The organism is Candidatus Mycosynbacter amalyticus (assembly GCF_025273655.1).
GTDB lineage: Bacteria > Patescibacteriota > Saccharimonadia > Saccharimonadales > Saccharimonadaceae > Mycosynbacter > Mycosynbacter amalyticus.
Map to the genome: position 1 here is coordinate 153562 of NZ_CP045921.1, position 23147 is coordinate 176708.

22 protein-coding genes are annotated in these 23147 nt (G+C 48.9%); 18 read left to right on the forward strand and 4 right to left on the reverse strand.

Annotated features, from left to right (window positions below):
* The first annotated feature begins 32 nt into the window (after nucleotides 1–32).
* From GII36_RS00845 to GII36_RS00855, 3 genes are all read left to right on the forward strand, one after another.
* Nucleotides 33–1301: a lipase family protein gene (locus GII36_RS00845; protein ID WP_260763718.1), complete on the forward strand. Its 1269-nt coding sequence runs from the start codon at nucleotides 33–35 to the stop codon at nucleotides 1299–1301.
* 162 nt (nucleotides 1302–1463) lie between these two features.
* Nucleotides 1464–2750, forward strand: coding sequence for a lipase family protein (locus GII36_RS00850; RefSeq protein WP_260763720.1), 1287 nt, complete (start codon nucleotides 1464–1466; stop codon nucleotides 2748–2750).
* A 79-nt stretch (nucleotides 2751–2829) separates the two neighbouring features.
* Nucleotides 2830–3552, forward strand: coding sequence for a TlyA family RNA methyltransferase (locus GII36_RS00855; protein ID WP_260763722.1), 723 nt, complete (start codon nucleotides 2830–2832; stop codon nucleotides 3550–3552).
* Here GII36_RS00855 and ychF read toward each other — a convergent pair.
* Nucleotides 3542–4621 (reverse strand): redox-regulated ATPase YchF, encoded by a 1080-nt coding sequence (gene ychF, locus GII36_RS00860; protein ID WP_260763724.1) that lies wholly within the window; start codon nucleotides 4619–4621, stop codon nucleotides 3542–3544. The two genes, GII36_RS00855 and ychF, sit on opposite strands and share 11 nt — an antisense overlap.
* 710 nt (nucleotides 4622–5331) lie before the next feature.
* On the opposite strand from ychF, the gene GII36_RS00865 reads away from it, so the two are divergent.
* A complete protein-coding gene (locus GII36_RS00865) occupies nucleotides 5332–5916 on the forward strand; it encodes an SLATT domain-containing protein (protein WP_260763726.1) in 585 nt (194 codons plus the stop codon).
* Nucleotides 5917–5935: 19 nt separating this feature from the next.
* Here the strand turns inward: GII36_RS00865 and GII36_RS00870 are convergent, their stop codons facing one another.
* Nucleotides 5936–6646, reverse strand: a complete 711-nt coding sequence (locus GII36_RS00870; protein WP_260763727.1) for a phosphatase PAP2 family protein — start codon at nucleotides 6644–6646, stop codon at nucleotides 5936–5938.
* 88 nt (nucleotides 6647–6734) lie between these two features.
* Here GII36_RS00870 and GII36_RS00875 point away from each other — a divergent pair, with 88 nt between their 5' ends.
* Entirely contained in the window at nucleotides 6735–7511 is a 777-nt protein-coding gene (locus GII36_RS00875) for a COG4705 family protein (RefSeq protein ID WP_260763728.1), read from the forward strand.
* A gap of 48 nt (nucleotides 7512–7559) precedes the next feature.
* On the opposite strand, the gene GII36_RS00880 is transcribed toward GII36_RS00875, so the two are convergent.
* Nucleotides 7560–7784, reverse strand: coding sequence for a hypothetical protein (locus GII36_RS00880; RefSeq protein ID WP_260763729.1), 225 nt, complete (start codon nucleotides 7782–7784; stop codon nucleotides 7560–7562).
* A 118-nt stretch (nucleotides 7785–7902) separates the two neighbouring features.
* Between GII36_RS00880 and GII36_RS00885 the strand changes: the two genes are divergently transcribed.
* Nucleotides 7903–8586: a response regulator transcription factor gene (locus tag GII36_RS00885; RefSeq protein ID WP_260763730.1), complete on the forward strand. Its 684-nt coding sequence runs from the start codon at nucleotides 7903–7905 to the stop codon at nucleotides 8584–8586.
* Nucleotides 8576–9577 (forward strand): sensor histidine kinase, encoded by a 1002-nt coding sequence (locus tag GII36_RS00890; protein ID WP_260763732.1) that lies wholly within the window; start codon nucleotides 8576–8578, stop codon nucleotides 9575–9577. The genes GII36_RS00885 and GII36_RS00890 overlap by 11 nt, the downstream gene beginning before the upstream one ends.
* A 224-nt stretch (nucleotides 9578–9801) precedes the next feature.
* Here GII36_RS00890 and GII36_RS00895 read toward each other — a convergent pair whose 3' ends face one another.
* A complete protein-coding gene (locus tag GII36_RS00895) occupies nucleotides 9802–10098 on the reverse strand; it encodes a hypothetical protein (protein WP_260763733.1) in 297 nt (98 codons plus the stop codon).
* Nucleotides 10099–10258: 160 nt separating this feature from the next.
* Between GII36_RS00895 and GII36_RS00900 the strand changes: the two genes are divergently transcribed.
* The 11 genes from GII36_RS00900 to GII36_RS00950 all read left to right on the forward strand — a co-directional run bounded on the left by GII36_RS00900 (nucleotide 10259) and on the right by GII36_RS00950 (nucleotide 23136).
* The gene (locus GII36_RS00900; protein ID WP_260763735.1) at nucleotides 10259–11170 is read left to right on the forward strand and encodes a hypothetical protein; all 912 of its coding nucleotides are present in this window, start codon (nucleotides 10259–10261) and stop codon (nucleotides 11168–11170) included.
* Entirely contained in the window at nucleotides 11157–14501 is a 3345-nt protein-coding gene (locus tag GII36_RS00905; RefSeq protein WP_260763737.1) for a hypothetical protein, read from the forward strand. Before GII36_RS00900 ends, GII36_RS00905 begins: the two co-directional genes overlap by 14 nt.
* Before the next feature lie 92 nt (nucleotides 14502–14593).
* Nucleotides 14594–15640, forward strand: a complete 1047-nt coding sequence (gene pilM, locus GII36_RS00910) for a type IV pilus assembly protein PilM (RefSeq protein WP_260763739.1) — start codon at nucleotides 14594–14596, stop codon at nucleotides 15638–15640.
* Entirely contained in the window at nucleotides 15640–16440 is an 801-nt protein-coding gene (locus tag GII36_RS00915; protein WP_260763740.1) for a PilN family protein, read from the forward strand. Before pilM ends, GII36_RS00915 begins: the two co-directional genes overlap by 1 nt.
* Nucleotides 16437–17114, forward strand: coding sequence for a hypothetical protein (locus tag GII36_RS00920; protein ID WP_260763742.1), 678 nt, complete (start codon nucleotides 16437–16439; stop codon nucleotides 17112–17114). Before GII36_RS00915 ends, GII36_RS00920 begins: the two co-directional genes overlap by 4 nt.
* Entirely contained in the window at nucleotides 17114–17473 is a 360-nt protein-coding gene (locus tag GII36_RS00925; protein ID WP_260763745.1) for a hypothetical protein, read from the forward strand. The genes GII36_RS00920 and GII36_RS00925 overlap by 1 nt, the downstream gene beginning before the upstream one ends.
* A gap of 14 nt (nucleotides 17474–17487) precedes the next feature.
* On the forward strand, nucleotides 17488–19245 hold the full coding sequence (locus GII36_RS00930; RefSeq protein WP_260763746.1) for a GspE/PulE family protein: 1758 nt from the start codon (nucleotides 17488–17490) through the stop codon (nucleotides 19243–19245).
* 18 nt (nucleotides 19246–19263) lie between these two features.
* The gene (locus GII36_RS00935) at nucleotides 19264–20334 is read left to right on the forward strand and encodes a type IV pilus twitching motility protein PilT (protein WP_260763747.1); all 1071 of its coding nucleotides are present in this window, start codon (nucleotides 19264–19266) and stop codon (nucleotides 20332–20334) included.
* Between the two features lie 2 nt (nucleotides 20335–20336).
* The gene (locus GII36_RS00940) at nucleotides 20337–21554 is read left to right on the forward strand and encodes a type II secretion system F family protein (protein WP_260763749.1); all 1218 of its coding nucleotides are present in this window, start codon (nucleotides 20337–20339) and stop codon (nucleotides 21552–21554) included.
* A gap of 105 nt (nucleotides 21555–21659) precedes the next feature.
* Nucleotides 21660–22151, forward strand: a complete 492-nt coding sequence (locus tag GII36_RS00945) for a type II secretion system protein (protein WP_260763751.1) — start codon at nucleotides 21660–21662, stop codon at nucleotides 22149–22151.
* A gap of 91 nt (nucleotides 22152–22242) precedes the next feature.
* Nucleotides 22243–23136, forward strand: a complete 894-nt coding sequence (locus GII36_RS00950; protein ID WP_260763752.1) for a prepilin peptidase — start codon at nucleotides 22243–22245, stop codon at nucleotides 23134–23136.
* Nucleotides 23137–23147 lie beyond the last annotated feature (11 nt).

A 23147-nucleotide genomic window follows, 5' to 3' on the forward strand; every position in this document is an offset into this window, starting at 1 on the left:
TCTTTACATCCTCGCACTCAAAGGAGAGGGATATGCGAGCGAAGATCAGTGGTGTGATTGTTGTGATCGCTGTGTTGCTACTCATCGCTACTACAGCTGGTCGAGCATCGGCTCTGCCTGGCGTAGACGATGTTGTACCGGCGCCGAACTATGATGTGGCACAGGCGATGTTGCCGACGCCCACGGGCGATCCGTTTTTTGACCGTACTCCGCCAGGTCTGGCAAGTATGAAACCGGGGCAGGTGATCGCGATACGCGATGTGTCGTGGCCGGGCAAGGTGTTTACCTTGTGGCAGGCGCAGCGTGTGGTGCAGGTCAAGTTTCGTAGTACGGACGCAAAAGGGCGGCCGAGCTACGGTACGGCGACTATCATCATGCCGCCGGGAGATATCACGAATCGTCCGGTACTGGTGAACAATCTTCCGATCGATGCGCTCGGGGCGAAGTGCACCCCAAGCTACGCGTTGGCACACGGATACGATCCACTCACCACCAGCGCTACCGACTATGTGCCACCGACGACACTCCTCGCGATCAAGCGGGGTTATGTGGCGCTACTGCCGGATCATCAGGGGCCGAAGATGGCCTACGCGGAACCAGTGGTGGCAGGGCATATGATTCTGGATGCCGTACGCGCCATGCGTTCTGTTGAGCCGGCGCTCGCCGAGAGTCGTTTTGGTATGACAGGCTATAGTGGCGGAGCGATTGCCACTAATGGTGCGGCCAAACTGCTGCCCGAATACGCTCCAGAGCTTGCACGCCAAGCTGTCGGTGCGGCTCTCGGTGGCACACCTGTGGATGCACGTGTGCTGGTGGGGAGCATGTCTCCCTGGTACAACTGGGCCAAGGGATTGTTTGTCGCGGGAGTGTACGGAATCTCTCGGGAAAACCCAGAGATTCTGGATGGAGTGAACAATCTCGGCAAGTGGGCCGCCCCCATCTTCCGTGATCTGTGCACGGTTCCGGCCGCCATGTTGGGGCCGCTCACGATTCCCGTAGAGGCGGTGTCGGCTATACCCGATCCGTTTCGCTCTCCACTGGCTCAAAAGATCTATCGGCACTTCAACATGCCAGGCAAGCGCTACGGCATGCCGATGTATGTGTACAACGGGGCCCAGGAATTTTGGATCCCGGCTATCATGGCGCAGCACCTGTACGCAGAGCAGTGCCGTCTAGGGGTGCGCGCTGTGTTGCGACTGGCGCCGGGCGAGCATGCCATCGCCGCAGTGACGGGATTGCCAGGTGCGCTCCAGTGGCTCGACGCACGGCTGCAGGGCGTGTCCGCCCCCAACGAGTGTTAGAGGATTGAGAGAGTAGTTCTCCCTCACACATGAACCCTGGTGGACGTATGTCCACCAGGGTTCATTAATTGTGTAAATACATAAAATATGATATAATTTATATTATACCAGGGTTCAGATAACCCTGGTTGTTGTTTTACACCTTCTCGAGTAAGGAGAGATATGCACAAGCGATACGTGACTCGCGTCGTGACGATAGTGGCTGCGCTCGGCCTGGTGTTGGGCCTTTCGCTCGACACTGCGCCGACGCAGGCGAAGCCCATTGCTCCTGAGGCCATGCAAGTGGCAGCTGTCGCCAATACGTTGGGCTCGACAGCCGAGGAGCTACAGACTGCATTGCAGATTCTTGCCACGGGTCAGGCTCGGCCGCGCTTACTCAAACCAGATCGATTGGCCGACAGCTTTTTTGATCGGCCGGCGAACGTGAGCGGTGTACCAGGTGTGGTGGTGGCAGCACGAGATATCTCGCCGAGAGCTTCGGCGAGTGTGGGTGTGCGCGTTCGTGCGACGCAGTACAAGTTCGTCACCCGTGATAGTCACGGCGTAGCGGACTGGGCGACGGCAACGTTGCTGCTGCCGGTTGCGATGAGTAAGCCCCAGCATATACTGGTGTTCAACGATGCCACGGATTCGCTCGGGTTGCGGTGTCAGCCCGGTGCCAAGTTGGCATCGGGTCGGCAGTTTGATCTGGCGTGGGGCCTCAAGCAAGGCTTCGGCGTGCTCGTGCCAGATCACGATGGTCTGGATAGCGAGTATGCCGCGACCAGGCAAACCGGGCATATTGTGCTCGACGCCATGCGGGTCGCCTCGCGAGTGCATCCGAACGCTGATTTCATCAACGTCGGGTATTCAGGCGGCGGTCTGTCCAATTACGGCGCGAGCATGTTCCAGCAGGAGTATGCACCCGAGCTGAACGGCCGTGTGACGGCCTACTTCTCGGGTGGCACACCGGCAAACTTGTCGGCTGTGGTGGCGCAGATGGACGGCGACTTCGTCGACAGCGGAATCTTGTTTGCCGCCGTGTTAGGTATCTCGCGTGAGTACCCGCAGGTCTACACGCTGTATCGCCCGATTGGCTTGGCTGTGGGCTACCTGATGCGCAATGCGTGTCTGGAAGAGTTCGGCGCGCTGGGCTTGCTCAGCTTGCCAATTGACACATTCGCCACACCGCGTGCGCTGTACTCTGCGACTGCGCGTGCGGTGTTTGCCGATACCGATCTCGTCGGCCATGGCCGTGTGATTCCGGCAGACCTGCTGGTGTACCACTCGGCTGGGGACGAGATGATTCCGTATCCTCAGGCGCTGCGTTGGTACCAGGAGCAACAATCGTCGGCGGCTCCGGGACGCGCTCGACTGCTCTGGACTGGCAGCGGTACGCACAGCCACTACGGTCAGCGCATGCAATCAGTTCTGCAGCATAGAATCTTGACCCACTACTGGCAAAACTAGGGAGGTGAACAACGGTGCCGAACTTCGTGAGGGAACTCACGGAGTTCGGCACCAACACTCCAGATACGTTACAATATATATGATGAAAACACGACTTGACGCGTATTTGACGCACCACAAACTTGTCCCCACGCGCTCACAGGCCGAGGGGACGATTCGACTTGGTAACGTGACTGTAAATGGTAGGGTGGTTACCAAGCCGGGCACATTTGTGGGTGACAAAGACGACGTGAAGTTGCAGGAAAAGGAGCGCTACGTGAGTAGGGCAGGACTCAAGCTGGCCAGCGTGGCGCAGCTGCTAGGTGTGGATTTTCGGGGTAGAACTGTGCTGGATGTCGGGTCAAGTACTGGTGGATTTACCGACTATGCGTTGCAGCATGGCGCCACAAAAGTGTGGGCGGTGGACGTGGGGACAGAGCAGTTGCATCCGAGCCTGCGCAGCGACGTACGTATCGATCTGCACGAAAAGACAGATATACGCGATTTCATAATGACAGACAAACCAGATGTCGTGGTGATGGACGTATCGTTTATTAGCTTACGCGAGATTCTACCCCATATAGCTACGGAGTTGAGCAACAAAAATACTCAGATAGTTGCCATGCTCAAGCCCCAGTTCGAGGCAGGTAAACACCAGGTGAACAAAGGCGTGATTAAAAATGATTCCGTGCGACGGAAGATACTGAAAGATTTTGAAGATTGGTCACACCAGTATTTTGTAATTCAGGACAAGCGTGACAGTGAAGTAGCTGGTACGAAGGGGAATCGTGAGCGCTTCTACTTACTACGCACTACACATTGAAACGGAATTCGACAATATCGCCCGGTTGCATGATATACGTCTTGCCTTCGGTCCGAACCTTGCCGGCAGCTTTGGCGGCTTGCTCTGATCCGGCTGTGACTAAGTCGTCGTAATCAACTATCTGAGCAGCGATGAATCCGCGCTCGAAGTCGGTATGGATTACGCCGGCCGCTTGCGGTGCGGTAGCACCTTGATGGATAGTCCATGCACGAACTTCTTTGGGGCCGGCAGTGAGATAGCTTTGCAGGCCAAGTGTATCGTAGGCGGCCTTGATGAGTTGATTAAGTCCGGTTTCGGCGATGCCATATGCCTCGAGGAGCTCAAGTGCATCCTCTTCTGGCAGATCTTTTACCTCTTCTTCCACCTTGGCGCACACAAAAATTGTTCGGGCAGGCGCGACGAGATCCGACAGTTCCTTGCGCCTTGCTTCGTCGGTGAGAGTGGTGTCGTCGACATTGAACAAGTAGATGACCGGCTTGGCTGTCAGGAGATGGAGGTCGGCGATTTGTTCCTCGTCGAGTGATGGCAATGCAGAGAGTGGTGTGCCTGCTTGAAGATGACGCAGGAGTGACTCAAGATAGCCAGCTTGCTCACGTGCGGCAGGCTTCGCTTTGGCTTCTTTTTGGAGCTTAGGCAGGCGGTTTTCGATCGACTGGATATCGGCCAAGATGAGCTCGGTGTTGATGATCTCGATGTCGCTTTTTGGATCGACGACGCCTTCGTCGTGACGGACGATATCACCGGATTCAAACGCGCGCACGACATGGACGATGGCATTGCACTCGCGGATATTGGCGAGGAACTTATTGCCAAGACCCTCGCCTTTGCTGGCACCGGCGACTAGCCCAGCGATGTCGACGAAGGTGACGGTGGCAGGGATGATCTTTTCTGCCGCATACATGTTTCGTAGTACATTCAGTCTTGCATCGGGTACTGGTACGATACCGGTGTTGGGTTCGATCGTGGCAAATGGATAATTCGCCGCCAAGATGTCTGCGTTGGTGAGTGCGTTGAATAGGGTTGATTTGCCGACGTTTGGCAAGCCGACGATGCCGATTGATAGACTCATAAGCTGCCTTTTCTTCGTTCATCGGTGTTAATGGTATGTGTCCGCATATTGTTACTTCTTCCTTTGTGGCTATGACTTTATCTATTAGTTTACGAGTAATGGAGAGCTTGTCGCTAAATTCCAGATTATCAACAAGTTGAGCAAATTGCTTAGCTAACTCCTCGGCATTTATTTCTGGGATAACCTTGTCGGATATTGCCACAGCCTCTGCTTTTTGGTTCAAGAGCGCCTGTTTCTTTACTCGAACAGTATTCATACTCGAATCAAATAATGTTTCATCTAGAACACCGCGACCGTAAGCGGCGATATAACGCTGCTCTTCGTCCTTTAATTTTGATAACTCTTTTTCGATTGAAGAAATGTCAGTATCAATTACTTTTGAGTTAGCGGATTCTTTACGGTATCTTTTATACTGTTCGTCGATTAATTTCGGCTCTGTTAACAGTATAACAATTTTCTCCCAAGTAACCGCATCTAAGTGCTGAACATTAATACCTTTTTCTGTACATTTAGGTGGGTTAGGGAACTGGTGTAGCCTATCCGTACAGCGATAATAGTAATGGCCACGTGCGGTGTCTGAAGAGCGGCGTGAGCCACATGTACAGTAAATAAGTCCACCCAAGAGATATTCGTGCTTGGTATTGCGAGATGCATACTTAGCATTAAGCGCAATTTGCTTTTGTACCGATTGGCAACGAGGAGGATTCGTAGTGGATATAAAAAGTTTAGCGGCTACACGGTTTCAGTTTGCCCAGTCGGTTTTTAATCATAAGATTCAAGAAAAAGCAGCTGACAGGAAATATGGTTATGCAAAATGGTTCAAGATTATACAACTAGTCTTGACCTTGTTGGTGATAGCCGTTCTAGTGGCTCAAGCAGCTGGCTTTAATAATGGTTTTGTTAACCTAGTGGGTATTATATCTGCTGGTATCGAAATTGCTTTTATTATTATCGACCTCACTTATGGATTTGAGAAGCAAGCAGCGGTGCATAAATCGTACGCATTGAAATACCTAGAGCTTAGAAATAAGTACCAGGCACTTATAGCAGATATTATGGCTGTTAAAGGTATCTCAACTGCAAATAATGCAAGGAGAGATGCGCTAGACGAAGCTTATCATATGCTTTCGGATGCACCACAGACTACCCTCGATGATTATAAAGAAGCTCAGGTTGCTCTGGGGACTGCTGGTGTAAGTGGGGGTGAACAATACACTTGGTCAGATAAAGAAATTAATAAACTCTTACCTGCCCAATTGAGATTTATTTTAAAGTCTAACAGTAAGAATAAGTAAGCGTAGCAAGTACGTTACATCATCTTTTAGTCCGTGCATAAAGCGCTAAAACGATAGCAAACCAAGCGATACTTACGCACCATCCAGCCAGAATGTCCGTTGGGTAGTGAACGCCAAAATATAGGCGAGATAAGCCAATTATACTTATAACAAAAATCCCGATGACAGCCGTTAATGCACGCCACCGTGTATTCCAAAGTAAAAATATAATACACAACACAAGAGCACAGCTTAGCATTGCATGACCGCTTGGAAATGAGTAGCTAGTTTCAGTTATTGCTGAGTGCCACAATGATGGTCTATCGCGATGAAAAACCTGTTTAAGAATAAAATCTGCCACTCCGGCTCCCCCAACACATGCGATTACAATAAATGCTTTTAGGTACTTCTCCTTATAAAGTAACCAAGCAACTATAGTGAATGTCATCAAAACAATAGGTATTACATTGCCAATCGAAGTAAAAACATAGAATACATGATCAAGTATTGGGGAAGAGTAGCCATGAATCCAATAAAGTACTATTTTTTCATAGCTAATAGTATCGTTCTCTATTACTTCGTTAGCTAATTTAGCAAATGAGATTATAGGCAGCCAAAAACATATAAAAGCAGCCAACAGGGGACCTGTCTTTATCTGCTTAAAATACTGAACTATTATGCTGGACTTCATGAGTTTAATAATTAGCTTTGCTTCCTCTGAATTGTCGGTCTTGTCGCCATGCTTTGTCAATATAGCGAAAGCTTAATGGGATTAACGTGAGAGATCAAATCTTTTCGCTCACGTAATTCCCATGTTCATACCTGTAAAATATTTACTTATGGAAGCTAAGGCAAAAAAACTACTGAGCAAAGTGCCTGAAATTACTATTTATTTCTGGATTATCAAAATCCTTTGTACGACAGTTGGTGAAACGGCGGCAGATTACTTGAATATGACACTTGGTTTTGGGCTCACGAATACGACTTACTTCATGGGCGCGATTTTAATAGCCATGTTAGTATGGCAATTCCGACTAAGAAAATATGTTCCTACAGTCTATTGGCTTGTCGTCGTTCTGCTTAGTATTGTCGGTACATTAATTACGGATAATCTCACAGATAGGATGGGTGTACCATTAATATATAGTACGATTGGCTTTTCGGTTGCTTTAGCTGTGACATTTTATGCTTGGTATAAAAGTGAAGGGACGCTATCCATACACAGTATTAATACGTTTAAGCGGGAAGCGTATTATTGGCTTACAATCTTATTTACCTTTGCTCTTGGTACCGCAAGTGGCGACCTCATTGCAGAGCAATTTGGCGTTGGATACTTCGCATCCATCATATTGTTCGCAGCCTTAATTGGGGTGATTACGCTCGCGCACTATAAGTTTCGACTCAATTCTGTCTTGGCATTCTGGCTCGCTTACATCCTGACGCGACCACTCGGCGCATCAATCGGCGATTTTATGTCGCAGCCAAATGATGCAGGTGGGTTAGGGCTTGGAACAATTGTAACGAGCGTAATATTCTTGGTAGCCATCGTAATACTTGTTATTTATTTGACAATCACTCGTGCCGATGCGCCGAAGGGTGTAAAAGCAGAAGTATAAGACATAAAAACTCCCGTTCGTACACGGGAGTTTTTGTCTTTCTGTATATTAGTTGCTCTGAGCGTCGTCGTTGGTTTCGCCATCTTGTTGGTTATCAGACGCGTTGCCATCATCGTTAGTCTCTTTGTCGGTATCAGCAGCCTTAGAAGACTGCGTAGGAGCTGTAGGACTGGGGCTAAGCGCATTGGCATACGCACCGTACCCGGCAAATCCTACCGCGCCGACCGCTACGAGAGAGAGTATAGCAACCTTTATTTTAGTTGATATGATCATAACAATTCTCCTTTCTGAACGTTACATACTAATTTTAGCGAGTAGCATGTGGGGATGACATGAGTTGAAGTCTCGTATTCCCATGTTCGTATCATCTCTAAACTCTTATACTAATAGGGTGCAGATATTACTCGCCGAAGATAATCAGAAACTAGCCAGACTCACCAAGCAGTCTTTAGTTGAAGATGGCTTTGTTGTAGACATTGCCAAAGATGGTAACGAGGCAATTGATAAGTTTGATATCAACGAATATGATTTAGTAATACTCGATGTGCTCATGCCTGAACAAAGCGGTTTTGATGTCGCAAAGAAAATACGCAAGGTTGATACGACAATACCTATTCTCATGTTGACTGCCCTTGGCGAAATAGATGACAAAGTGAAGGGCTTTTATGCTGGTGCTGATGACTACCTAGTAAAACCATTTTCATTCGAAGAGCTAACACTGCGAGTAAAATCACTTATACGCAGGGGCAAGCGAGCAGACCCTATCGTATTACAAGCGGGCAAGTTAACGCTTGATACTAATAAGCAAATGGCATCATATGATGGTAGGCAACTAACACTTACTGCGAAAGAGCTAGGTCTTCTCAATTACCTTCTGGTAAATAAGGGGCGTGTCGTATCAAAAACCGAACTTATCGAGCACGTATGGGATATGAACTATGACGGGTTATCCAATGTGGTTGAAACATATGTGCGCTATTTGAGGAAGAAATTACGACAATGTGGCGCTTCGGGTGACTTCATAAAGACTATGCGTAACCTAGGCTACATTATTGAGGATCTTCATGTATCGTAAAACAGCCATTCGATTAACGGTTCAATATTCCATACTACTTCTAGCTGTTCTAGCCGTCTTTAGCGCTGGGCTCTACTTATGGGTAGACGACCTTTTCGATACACAGTATATACAGGAGGTTGAAAACAAGCTGGGTACAAACGATGACCTAGCTGTGACAGAGCAGCAGCATAGGACTGTTGAAGCTGCTGCAGAAGTCGCTGTTGAACAATTTAGAAATGTCCTACTTCTGGCTGACATAACTGCATTTGCCCTAATTCCATTTGCATCTTATGCGATTACGCGGCGCTCCCTAAAGCCTTTAGTTGAGGCGAACGAGTCACAAAAGCGCTTTATTGCAAACGCTTCGCACGAACTAAGGACGCCCCTTGCAGTTATGAGCGGTGAGTTCGAGCTTGCACTAAAGAAAGAGAGAGACGCCGATTATTTTAGGAACACAATTATATCTTCCAAAGAAGAACTGGAGCGGCTTAATCGTCTGACTAACCAACTTATGGAATTGCAGAGAATTGAGAATAATTCTCATAAAGCAATGACCAATATGCATCCAATCAGTACAGCACGCTTGGTCCAAAATGTGTACGAAGAGCATAGAAAAAAGTTTGTTTCTGGAGGTTTTGAGTTCGCAAATGTAACAAGTAACAATGTCGGCAAGATTGTTGGCAACTATGATCTATTGCAAACGGCTGTCGGTAATCTATTGTCAAACGCGATCAAATACTCAAAACCAAATTCTTTGATTCAGGTTGGAGCTATCAACGAGGGTGGTAAGGTTGCAATTTACGTGGAAAATACGCCCGACCAGAGACTAAATACGAAAGATACCAAGCAACTATTTGAACGTTTCTTTCAAGCTAAAGAAGAGTTTCGTAAGAAGGGATTCGGACTTGGGCTTGCAATAGTAAAAGCAATCATGGATGTACACAAGGGCGATATAGAGGTAAGCCGAATAGATGATAGGCTTCGATTTTCTTTAAAGATGCGTCCCTAGACGTAAATTTATTTATTTATAAACTATGTCTGATCTGGGATGGCGGATCCTGTGCAGTGAATGTTGATGATTGTAACAAGTATTCGGATTATGATTTTGGGTAACCACGCTTAGTGGGCGGTTTTGGAACAGGGAAGTGGATTACAAAAGGCAGTGGTGTGTCCCCGCTATGCCGATAGATAGTGAACTCATATAGATTAATTATACCATAACAGGGGTGCGGGTTATACGAGGTCGAACACGAGTAAGATCGAAAGGGCAACACAGGTAATGAGCGCCGCTAGGAATATGCGCTCGGCCCATAGCTCGTAGTTGAGCATACTGCGGCCGTGGCTGCGAATAGACATGAACGACAGGAGTGTGCTAAGCGCGAATAGGATGACGCAGACTCCGGTGAGATCGGCAACTGTGGTATTGCGAGCGAGGCCGAGGCCTCTGATAGAGGTGAGAATAACAAAGGTGAATCCGAGTAGATTGGCGGCAGTGGGTAGGATGTGGCGAGAATGATCGATACGTGTCATGGAAGAAGTATGACGGGAGCTGCTGATAATCCGCTTGAATGGGCGCGTTCGATTTTGGGTCAAAGCGCGCTTTACTTCGCGAGCATAAGCATAGTATACTAACGCCTAGGAATGTAAAATGATACAGATATCGCAAACCAAACAGGAGTGGTAGTAGGGGATGAATGATAGCGTGGGTGACGCACCATCTGAGAAACGTAACGGTCGCGTGAAAAAAGGCTCAGTACTTGTAGGTGCAGCATTGGCGATAGCTGTGTTGGTGCTGATTGCCGTAGTATTTGTATTGCTAAAGACTGCAAAAGTAGTTGAGCCAGCGGCGCTTGTAGTAGGCGACCGCGAAGTGAGCAAAGAACATTTTGAGCGCTACGTTGAGCTTGGTAAAAAAACATCAACAAGTGCAGCGATAGTGAAATCTGTTGTGACTGAGTATGAGAAAAATCAACTAGTGGCTAAAAAGCATAATATCAAGCTCCCAGAGGCATATATTGCGTTGGGGCGTGAGGATATGGTAGCAAACGCAGCTCAACAATCTGGTGGGGTGAACGCACTGCGCACGGCCAACGACGATTTTACCAAGCTGCGTCTCTATAACACTGCGTTTCATAATTATCTGAGCCAATCCTCTGAGGGCGGATGGAGTATTGTACTTTATGATATTCCCGTGATTGCCTCGCTCGATGAGGCAAATTCTCTCAAGCGCGCGCATGATTCGGCTGTGTCGCTTCATGATCGCTTAGCCGCCAAGAAGGTATCCGCTGTAAATGCTGTCGCCGAGGCGCAGGCGCTCAATATCGGCCAGCCGGCACAAACGGGTCTGTATTTTATACGTGAATCAGATGGCGCCGTGCTTGGGCAGTACGGCGGAGGTGTCTATACTCGTTTGCTGGATCCAAACTTCATACGTGATCAGGTGCGTGGCAAGCAGCCGGGTCTGACGGAAGTGAAGGACTACGAAAAGCTTAGTTCGTTCTTTGTCGATTTGCTGTATACTCAAAAACAGCAGGACGGCCTAGTAGCTTCTGTCACGAAGGAAAAAGCTGGAATTAAGGTGGTAGATTATGTCAATCAATAGTGCACTACGAAAAATCGATATACCACTAATTGGAATATTTGCTATCCTGGTACTCTCTGTAAGTAGTATTGCCGCGATGTGGTCAACCTCCCCGGCAGCCGCTAAGCAGCCAGGCCCTCCATATAGCACACCAATGTCTGTGCGCGACGATGGTTGCTACAGTACACTTGGCAGCGTCAGTAATATCACGAGTATCTTGGGGGGCGCGAGCTTTGGATTAGTAAACGCAATCGTCAACGTACCCGTCTACGACTGGGATCAGACGCCAGACCTAGCGTTTACAGCGCAAGATACAGCGCTTGGTTTTGGGAGCGAAGGGCTGCGTGGACAAATGGGCGGGCGTGTCGTAGGCTATGCGCAGGACTTCGATTTCAAGGTGACACCAATTCCAAATCTGATGTGGATGGGTCGATATTTCGCTACGCAGCTGCCGTATGATATAGCGCAAATACAGTCTATTGCATCTGGTACACCAAATGCCTATCAGCTCGCAAATCCTACATACGGAACAGCAGGGAACCCATACATTGCTAATCCGTTCATCTATCAACAGGGTGCAATCATATACCCAAATGGTATCCCGCGATTCCAGATTATTACTGGCCCCTTGACTGACCCTGGTGGGGCAAATAACTGGCTCCAGAGCCTCAACCCTGCTCTTATGCTCACGAATCTTCAGCAGATGTTTGGCGCAAGCAACACTATTCTATCGCAGAATAGTGGTATCATCGATCAAGTCAAGACTGGCAATCTCAATCAAATTGTGGGCAACCTAAATGCCTCTGCGACAAATGTAATAGGTGCTGCTGCACGAACGCTTGTTGATATGCCGCCGCTCTCTGCTGCAACCGTACAGTATAACGTCAACGGCGATGCGGCAAATGATAATTGTTACGAAGCACTTACTGGTAGTAAAAAAGTACCAACCTATGCGTTTTCTGTACTAGATACAGCTATCCCTGTAACTATACCAGGTTGGCTCTATACGCCGATAACGCTACTCGATGGCAAGGGCTTTTCATCGTCTGGTATGACGCTCTATCCTCCGGGGAGTGTCAATGGCAAGGATCTCCTTGATTGCTACGGTCGTGGTACCCAGCCAATTGTGACAGGATCCGGTAAGTGGAAACTGCGAGATTTTACCATTGGTTACGGTGGAGGAACAGGTGCAGCACTACCATTTGGTTGGATTGGAGGATTTGCTAGTTATGCGATTAATGTGGCGATTGCCAATGCAATTGTAGCGGCCGGACTTGCCGCCGACGCCGCGGCACCTGGCAGCGGTTCGTCAGTGGCGACGGTAGCACTGAGTCTTCCTTCTATTGAGACGGCATTTGAGACGTACACGAGCGGCATGGTCTTCGCGTTTACACTCCCTACGACAAAGAACATGCTGACGGGTAAGATCACTAAGCGCGCAATCAATCGACTCCCAAGTAAGTTGAGCAATCGTGTGGTCGATTACGACAAATCAAAGGAGTTTAGTGTCAATGTACGCCACTTAATAGGCTCAGATGGCACAAATCACGCCCTGTCGCAGAATGGTAAACAATTCAATCCTGACCTATATGCTGTGCTGAAGAAGCCGTACGAGCTGACACCAGTATTTGAAATTGATAATACCTCGGACGCACGTCGAGACAAACTTGATGGTACAACTGTTAAGGTGCATATCGACAACAAGAAGACTGGCTTTGAGACGGGCCAGACAACTATTCATGATAATAACAATGTCTATCGACAGTCATCACGTGATAAGGGCGGTCCAACATATGACGATAACGAAGGCGGCAGTAATCGGGCATTCACTAAAGCCAGTGTCTATCGAATAGTCATGAAACCAGGTGTCATACCGAACGCAATTGATATCGACAAGATTGCCTCTGGTACGAAGACTGCATATACAGGTGCAACACTGGGTGCATCGACCGACTCCTGTGCCTTTCTACGTCAGAAGCTTGCGGTAGGCGACACAGATACTGGTAGCTCAACCAGGGCGAACGTTTCTCGGCTTACAAACGGCAACGCAAATAACGGACGCCCAGAGTTTACGGCTGATTCTGTGCAGTGTGATTATGCTAAGCGTGCCGATGGTAGCCAAGTGCGTGATGTTGAGGTCCGTATGGGTAGCAATGATGCTCTCCAGAGTCTGTACGATATCGATGAGAAGATTCCAGCCGAGACTGAGCCTGGCACAAAGTATTGCTATGCGGTGTATTACGATAGCTATGGCAACGACATAAAGTCAAACGGAGAAGAGTGGTGGGGCCAAGTATATAACCCGCTCACGCAGCGAGGGGCGATCAACTACAATCCGAACTATAGTGCAGAGACAGATAAGCGCTATCTCTCGAAAGCAAAATGTATCATCTCGGGCTACAAGCCAAGTATGCAGGTGCGCGGCGGAGACCTGATGGTGAACGGTGGCGTCTACACTGGTACTAACACCAAAGAGTTCTTGGCATCAGGTGCAACACCGAAAGAGCAGCGTACCTACGGTAGCTGGGTCGAATACGGTGTGATCTCCTCTGGCCCGGTAGTGAACCTGGGTAGCGGGGGCATCTATCGAACAGGGCTTACTCCATCACTTGAGGAACTCGGTTTCCTGACATTCGCCAATAACCGTAATAGTTCGAACCGACATGACTATGGAAACTACGCAGAGCAAGTGGATGATGGGTTCGCTCGAGTGACACGTCAATTTACTTCGATGAGCGGGCAGGCGAGTACGCAGGTTGAGACGGCGACAGCGGTAAATCTATCCGATCTTCAGAGCGGGGTGTATCGACTCAGGCCAAACGCCACCGTCGATATCACGACAAACGGCGAATTACCTGCTAACCGATCGATTATCCTGCTGGCGCAACAGGGAACGATTGTCAATATTGCGTCGGATATCCGTATCCCACTGCAATATAGCTCGATAGGTGATATCTCGCAGGTCGTCCTGGCACCAATCAGTGACGCGACTGGGTATGCTATTAACGTGAACTATAATGTCAGTCAGGTGGACTCGTGGTTAATCAACCCCAAGGGTAGTATCAATACATGTCGTACTACGGAACCAACTGCCAGCGTCGAAAACATTCCACGATCGACTGGTCGCTGCGATAACACGCTGACAGTGAATGGGCCAGTGTCTGCAGATCTACTCCTCTTACGACGCAACGGAGGTAAAGATCAGGGCGATGAGACGACAATCGCGCAAAGTATCCCAGGCGAGAACTTCAACCTGCGCCCCGATGCGTATCTATGGGCAGGGAACTATGTAGACAGTGCTGGTAAGAAGTACGTCACCACAAACGCAGTTGACTTACCACCTCGCTACTAACTCTCCAAAACTCCCGCAGCAAGCGGGAGTTTTGGATTGACGGTAAATGTGCTTGCAATCTGATATAGCGCTTATGTATAATGAGAAGCAACATGAATATATTCAAAGGGCTGGGCGAATTCTTTGCGCTAGATATCGGCACAAAATCAATACGAGTTGTACAACTGACAAAAGTATCTGATGGGCACTGGAAGCTTGATCATGTTGGGTACTCTGGGCTTGATCCGAAGATCATCGCAAGCGACTCCCCAGAGAGTCGCAAGAAGCTTGGTAACGCGCTTATGTCAACGATTGGTCAGGCAGGCATCCATGTCAAAGACGTTGCTGTTGGCCTACCTTCTGCTAAGACGTTTACGACAGTGATTGAAGTGCCAATGATGAGCGACACCGAGCTGCGCAGTACACTTAAGTATCAAGCTGACCAGTATATCCCCATGCCGCTTGATGATGCCAAAGTAGACTGGACCAAGCTTGGCCCTTCACCAAATGATGCCAAGAAGCAAGAATTACTTCTTGCTAGCACCGCTCAAGTATACGTGGAAAATCTTATTGAAACGATCGATTCACTCGGCTTCAATGTGATTGCCGCTGAGCCGGATCCAATTGCACTTACTCGCTCACTCTTGCCGCACCAGCCTACCGGTGCGCACGTAGTGCTCGATATCGGTGAAATGTCGACAGATATCGTCGTGACTGTCGGAGATAAGCCCGTACTTGTGCGCACACTACCGATGGGGCTGCGGGCACTGGTAAGCGCGATTGTCCAGAATCTTAACATCAAGGAAGATCAGGCGACACAATTTGTCATCAAGTTTGGTCTCGCGCCCGATCGTCTCGAGGGGCAAGTATTTCGTGCGATCGAGACTGTACTCGATAACTTTGTGTCAGAGATTATCAAATCAGTCAAATTCTTTCAGAACAAATATACTACCGAATCAGTGACGAAAATTCACTTGTCTGGCTATGCTGGTGTGATCCCGTTACTCGCAGATTATATAGGCAGCAAGACACAGCTCGCAACAGAAGTCACAAGTCCATGGCAAAAAGTTGCAATCTCGGAGTCGGAGCGTCAAAAGATTCTTGCGACTGAATTTGAGTTTGCGACGGCTGTCGGTCTCGCCCAGAGGGAGGTTGAGTGATGGTTCAGGTCAATCTCGTCCCAGACGTGAAGCTCGAACTGATTCGGGCACAGCGTCATCGTAATATGATTATTTCTGTCGCTATCATCACGATGATCGCATCAGTTGGTGTTATTGTGCTACTCGGGACTTTCATTGGGTATCAGGCGGTACGCGAAAACTGGCTCACAAGTGATATCAAGAAAAAAGATCAAGAGTTTCGGAATAAGCCAGATATTGATAAAACGGTGACTATTCAGAATCAGCTGGCCAGTATTCAGGCAACTCATGAGCAAAAAGCGATGACGTCTCGTATATTTGACTTGCTAGTGGAAGCAGGTGCAACTGGTACCGATAACAGTGTGACATACAACATGTTCAATATTGATACTAACGAAAAGACGATTTCGCTCGTTGCTCAGACGGATAAACGGGGATTTGACGCTGCTGAAGTATTCCGCAAAAATATTGAAGGCATGAAGCTCTATTATCTGTCGTACGACGGGGATACGGGTAAAGATAAGATTCCAAATGAATTCCTGGAGACGCCAATCACTGAAAAGAAAGGTGAGGAGCAGAGTGTTTCGGTTGCGCACGATGTGACTTTATCGGATCTTTCGTATGCTGAGAATGATCAAGACAAGCGCAAGACAGTGAGCTTTCGGCTGACATTTACCTATGATCCGCTACTGTTTGATGAGAAGATTGACGTGTTGCGTATTCGAGGCCTCGGCCGCGGCAATGTGACTGATTCATATCAGCGTATTCCAGAGTCATTGTTTGAATCGAGTAGTGCAACTAGTGGAGGGCAGTCGCGATGAAAAAAGACGTAGAAGGAGTCATCCGCAAACGAAACCTCATCACTAAGACACGCAAAACAGTGATGTTTTGGGTGGCGGGTGCATCCTGTGTGCTAGGTGCAGCGCTAGTCGTGTCATTCATGCTTGTTCAGACGATCATGTTCAACGGCAAAGTAATTAATATGAAAAAAGACACAGCTCAAACTCTTCAAGACAATATTGATGCGGTGCCGGAACTTGAAGCAAATATTCGTCAGCTCAATACAAATGAGCAGCTTGCATCGGTCGGTGTAACTACTGAAGCTAAGCCAATTCAGTCAATACTCGACGCACTACCAGCCGATGAGAACCGGTTGGCTCTGGGTGCATCGTTACAGCAAAAGCTATTTGCAGGTATTCCAGGGCTGTCGGTAGATTCGCTGTCAGTGGATCCGTCGGCCGATGCTTCACAGGTTGAGGCTACCGAAGAACTGCCGGGTGGAGTCAAAGAACTAGCGTTTTCTGCTGCTATCTCTGGCAACTCGGAGTCACTTAAGCTTGCGCTTCAGCGACTCGAAAAATCAATAAGAGCTATCAATGTGAAGTCGATCAATGCAACTAGTTCAAGTAGCGCTGTTTCACTTCAGATAACCGGTACTGCATACTACTTACCAGCGCCAAATCTTGAGCTTACAAAGAAGGAGGTTAAGCAGTAATGAAACGCAGTGAAATTGCTATGATTATTCTGATCGCCTCGCTGAGTATGCTATTTACTTTTACACTGGCGCAATCACTACTGGGCGACAAGGTGAAACGCAAGGCTTCGGTAGAGCAGGCAACTACGATTTCTAAAGAGCTGGTACAGCCCGCTAAGCGCACATTTAACAAGGATGCGGTGAACCCGACTGTTGAAGTTTGTGTAGAGAAGATGCAGACCGATGCAGACGGATCTACGCCTGACAGTCCTGACTGCACGGGCTCTGATACGACTACTACCCAGGCAGAGGAATCGGATAGCTCACAGGACCAGCCGACTACTACATCGTCAGGGCAGGCAACAAAAACAACTAATTAAGGGAGGCTAGGCACGTGTCATCATTACTGACCACCGACATTCAAGACAAGCTCAGGAATGTCCTCATCGACGAGGGTCTGGTAGCACGTGAAGTCATAGAGCAGGCTGAAGAAGAGGCCATGACGACAAATCGTCAGCTTGTCGCAGTACTTGTCGACAAAAAAATAATCGACGAAGAGCTCCTGACGCACTCGATTGCATATGTGTCGGGTGTACCATATGTTAATCTCACGTCAACGATTATTAGCCAGGAAGTATTGTCGCTTCTTTCGCCAGATACTGCAGAACGGTTTATGGCGGTACCACTTGCGGAAGTGCAAAATCGTCTTGCGGTCGCTATGATTGATGCCAATAACGTGCAGGCGGTCGACTATTTGGCGAATGTGATTCAGCGTCCGATAAAAGTCTTCATGGCTTCTGAGACGAGTGTGCGTCACATCCTAGAGCAGTACAAGACCGATCTTAGCACTGTTGACGAAGCGGCCGAGGTGTCTCAGACCGAGAATAGGGAGGCGACTGCTGCCAACGTTAAGACGATCGTACAGGACTCGCCAATTAGTCGTGCGCTGAGCACTATCCTCGAATATGCCGTCAAGACGCGTGCAAGCGATATCCACATCGAGCCACTCGAAACAGTGCTGATGATTCGTTTTCGTATTGACGGCGTGCTACGTGAGGTTATGAAGCTACCCAAAAGTATCGAGCCGGCACTCGTCAGCCGTATTAAAATCTTGTCCGAACTTAAGATCGACGAGCATCGTGTGCCGCAGGATGGACAGTTTGGTGTTAATGTGTCGGGCAAAGAAGTTGACCTGCGTATTGCCATTAGCCCTGTGATTTGGGGTGAGCAAGTCGTCATTCGTCTCCTCGACAAGACGGGCAATACGTTTGATCTGCACGAGATGGGCTATGCCGGTCGTGCGCTACGCACAATTCGTAAGGGTGTACACCGTCCAAACGGCATGGTGCTCACATCTGGCCCAACTGGTTCTGGTAAGTCGACCAGTCTCTATGCGCTGATCAAAGAAATCAAAGATGAGTCGATCAACATCGTCACGCTGGAGGATCCAGTGGAATACAAGATGAGTGGTGTGAACCAAATCCAGGTGAACGCAGAAGTTGGACTAACATTTGCCAACGGACTACGCTCTATCCTGCGTCAGGACCCCGACGTGGTGATGGTAGGTGAGATTCGTGACGCAGAGACGGCCAATCTAGCGGTCCAGGCTGCATTGACTGGACATTTGGTGTTTAGTACACTTCACACCAATTCGGCAGCTGGCGTGCTGCCACGCCTCCTCGACATGGGTATCGAGCCGTTTTTGATCGCGAGTACGGTGAATACAGTAATTGGTCAACGCCTCGTGCGTCGAATTGCGAAAAAACGTGATATTTACCAGTCGACCGCTATCGAGACGCAGAATATCACCTCGACGATCGGCCATCTACTTCCAAAGACTAAGGAGGAAGTGGCAAGTGTGGCTGAGGATATGGGGTACGAGAGTTTGCCGCTTGCAAACCAGGCGAGCTATGATCTCGCGGCGGGCAAGGATACGCCAGTGAGCCCGGGCGGGTATAGCGGGCGAGCGGGGCTATACGAGGTCATGGATATTTCCGAAGAAATCCAGAAACTTATCACTACCAGAGCTACAAGTGCCGAGATTCAACGAGTAGCGGTGGCACAGGGTATGGTAACGATGCGCCAGGATGGCTATCTCAAAGCGATCAATGGCATCACGACATTAGAAGAAGTTAACCGAGTGACGGTATAAGGCAAAAGGAGACGGGATATGACAAATCAGGAACTCAGAATCGAAGTACTACTCGAAGAAGTCGTGCGCAAAAAGGCATCCGACTTGCATATTCAGGTTGATCTGCCGCCGATGCTGCGCGTCGATGGTTCGCTCATACCCGTCCCTGGTACCGACAAGCTCGACGAAGCGACAGTGGAACGCCTCGTGTTTACGATTCTGGACGAAGATCAGCGTCAAGTACTGATGAAAGACAAGGAGTTCGATTTTAGCTTTGCATTTGGTACACTTGGTCGTTTTCGTGTCAATGCGTTTCACGAACGTGGCAATCTCGCGGCGGCGCTGCGCCTTATTCCAAACGAGATCAAATCAGTCACCGAGCTTGGTATGCCGCCTGTTGTCATGAAGTTTGCTGAGTACCCGCGTGGACTCGTGCTTGTGACAGGACCGACGGGTAGTGGAAAATCAACGACACTTGCCTCTATCGTCGACAAGATTAACAGCGAGCGCGCGCACCATATTATTACGATCGAAGACCCGATCGAGTTTACGCATAAGTCGAAGAAATCTGTAGTAGTGCAGCGCGAAATTCACTACGATACGTATAGCTTTTCGGCGGCGCTTCGCAGCTCGCTGCGCCAAGACCCAGATGTGGTGCTGATTGGTGAGATGCGTGACCTCGAGACGATTAGTGCAGCGATTACTATTGCTGAGACCGGACACTTGGTATTTGCGACACTCCACACCAACTCAGCGGCGCAATCTATCGATCGCATGATTGACGTGTTCCCGCCTCATCAACAGCCACAAATTCGCTCACAGCTAGCAAATATCTTGATGGCAATCTGTTCGCAGCGCCTTGTGCCTGCTATCGGTGGCGGGCGAGTAGTCGCGGCAGAAATTTTGGTAGCAAACTCTGCCGTGCGTAATATTATCCGCGAGGGTAAGAGTCATCAGCTTGACGCCGTGATCCAGACTGGTGCTGAGCTTGGCATGCAAACGATGGACCGTACGCTCGCCAGCTTGGTTCAGGCTGGCACAATTACGTACGATGAAGCGCGTAATTACGCAGTTGACTTGGGTGAATTTGAAAGGATCGTACGGGGATAAGTATGCAGCGGTTTGTTTACTCAGCCAAGGACGAGCAGACGCAAAAAGTCGTTAAGTCCGTCGTGCAGGCCGACTCAGAGCGCGAAGCTGCTAAGTTGCTACTTGCACAGGGCTTATCGCCGCTCTCGATCCAGGAAGAGGCTGAAGGCAATATCTTCACGCGCTTGACGCAGCGTATTTCGAGTAAAGACAAAGTTACCTTCACACGCTCACTGGCGACACTGATCGAAGCTGGACTACCGCTGTCGCAGAGCTTGCACACAATTGTTGATCAGACACAAAATCCAAAAATGCGCCAAGTCGTGCAGGATATCATTGTATCAGTCGAAGGCGGGCACTCACTCGGTGATTCGTTCGCTAAGCATCCGCAGGTGTTCGACAGGATATTCCTGGCTCTGATCCGTGCCGGAGAGATTTCGGGTACACTTGATAAAGCACTACGCCGAATCGCCGATCAGCAAGAAAAGGATGCCGAAACCATGCGCAAAGTTCGTGGTGCGATGTATTATCCGGGAATCGTCCTGGTGGTTATTATTGCAGTTGTCGTTTTCATGATGGTGACAATCGTGCCACAGGTTGCCAAGCTTTATGAGGGGTTAGGCAAGGATCTGCCTTTACTCACGGCTGCACTAGTTGCGACATCTACCTTTATTGTGAAGTTTTGGTGGCTAGTTTTGATATTATTTGGACTAGGTGCATATTTCTTCCGTCAATACCTCCAGACTGAGTCGGGAGTGCGGTTTGCCGACCGTATCAAACTCAATGCTCCAGTACTGAAAGGTATGTTTCGTAAACTCTACATGGCTAGGTTTACGCGCACCGGCGAGACACTTCTTAGCACCGGAGTACCTATGCTTGATATGCTGAATATCGCTGCTGAGTCGGTAAACAATACGTTTGTCGGAGAGAGTATCCATAATGCAGAAGAGCAGGTGAAAGGCGGCGTTGCACTGTCGAAGGCGCTCAAAGACCAAGACTATATTACGACGCTCATACCTCAGATGATCAAAATTGGTGAGCAGTCTGGACAGATAGATCAAATGTTAGGTAAGGTCGCCAAGGTATACGAGGATGAGCTCGACGAGCAAATTAAAGCGCTCTCGACGACCATCGAGCCACTACTTATGGTGGTCATGGCGGTATTTGCTGGCGGTATCGTGGTAGCAATTTTGTTCCCAATCTATAATCTCGTTACTGTGACCGGCGGAAACCTCAATTAAGCTATAGACAGTATGCGGGGGAGTGGAGTATGATAAGCATAAGCGCTATTGTCGCGCAGCAACATAATTAACTTCACTATTCATACGAAAGGTGGAACGGTTCATATGAATAACACAAACAAACAACAGGGTGAAGGCTTCACCATCATCGAAGTCGTGCTGGTGCTTGCCATCGCTGCACTGATTCTTCTTATGGTATTCCTAGCACTTCCTGCATTGCAGCGTAATCAACGAGATACGACTCGCAAGAATGACGTCAGCCGTCTGCAATCGGCAATCAATAACTATAAGTCTCGTAATCGTGGTGCATTGCCAACGAATTACACTACTTTCTTTGAGAGTGATCTTCGTCGCAACAATGACTTGTTTGATGATCCGTCGGCAGGTCCGTACACAGCTGATGTAATCGCGAGCGGCACATTCTCTGCAGGCACTGGTCAGGAAGAGTACGACGATTCGACTGCCGCCAAAATCTATATTTACCGAGGACTTACCTGTAAAGGTGAGGACGCGGTGGGTACGATCAACCCCTCTGCCCGCAAGGTCGCTATCGTTAAGCCACTTGAGGGTGGAGGCCGACACTGCGCAGAAGCCTAGTCCTATAGGCGCGACAATGATTCTTGTAGAAAACTACGGTCACACACGACCGTAGTTTTCAGTTGTCAAGAAATAGCGTATGATAGAGCTTATGATTGAAGCTCTGATTGTAATAGGTTTATGTATATTTGGTGCGGCGCTGGGTAGCTTTGCTGCAGCGACAGTGTGGCGCTTGAGGGCGGCGCAGCTGGCGGCAGATGCAGCGAGGGGTGAAAAGATTGCTCGTACCGATACTCTGGAAGTGGAAAAGCTAACACGTCATAAGCGATCTGTCACGACCGATAGATCGGTATGCTTGCACTGTGGCCACCAGCTGAGATGGTATGAGCTGCTGCCGGTTATAAGTTGGGTAATCCAGGGGGGTAAATGCCGCCACTGCAAGCGTCCTATTGGTAGTATGGAGATTTTGGCAGAGGTGCTACTTGGTGTAGCGTTTGGTCTGTCGTACGTACTGTGGCCGTACGGTTTTAGTACTGATCAGGGTATTGTCTTCTTCGTGCTATGGCTCCTAATCCTAACTGCATTAGCAATTCACTGGATGTATGATGCGCGCTGGTTTTTGCTACTCGATAAGGTGACTATATTTCTCCTGGTGGTCGCGATTTTATTTGTGGCGCTAAAGCTAGCAGGCCAGTCTTCGCTATTGCTGACGCAGTCCCTGATTGGATTGGGCCTGACGCTTGTAGCGCTTCCAGGGTTTTACGGACTACTCTACATCGTATCTCGGGGCGCCTGGATAGGGCTCGGTGACGTGAAGCTTCTGGTGCCATTTGCATTAATGCTGCCTAGCTGGGAATCGGGTATCCTGCTCATCTTCCTTGCGAATCTTATAGGGTGCTTGGTGCTGTTACCCGGTATGCTAACGAAGAAGCTGACGCGTACTACTCGCGTGCCGTTCGGGCCATTTCTTATCCTAGCGTTCATTGTGACGTTTTTGTGCGGACAGCGCATACTTGATTTCTACTTCGGTACGATTTTGTTCTAATACTTTGCGCT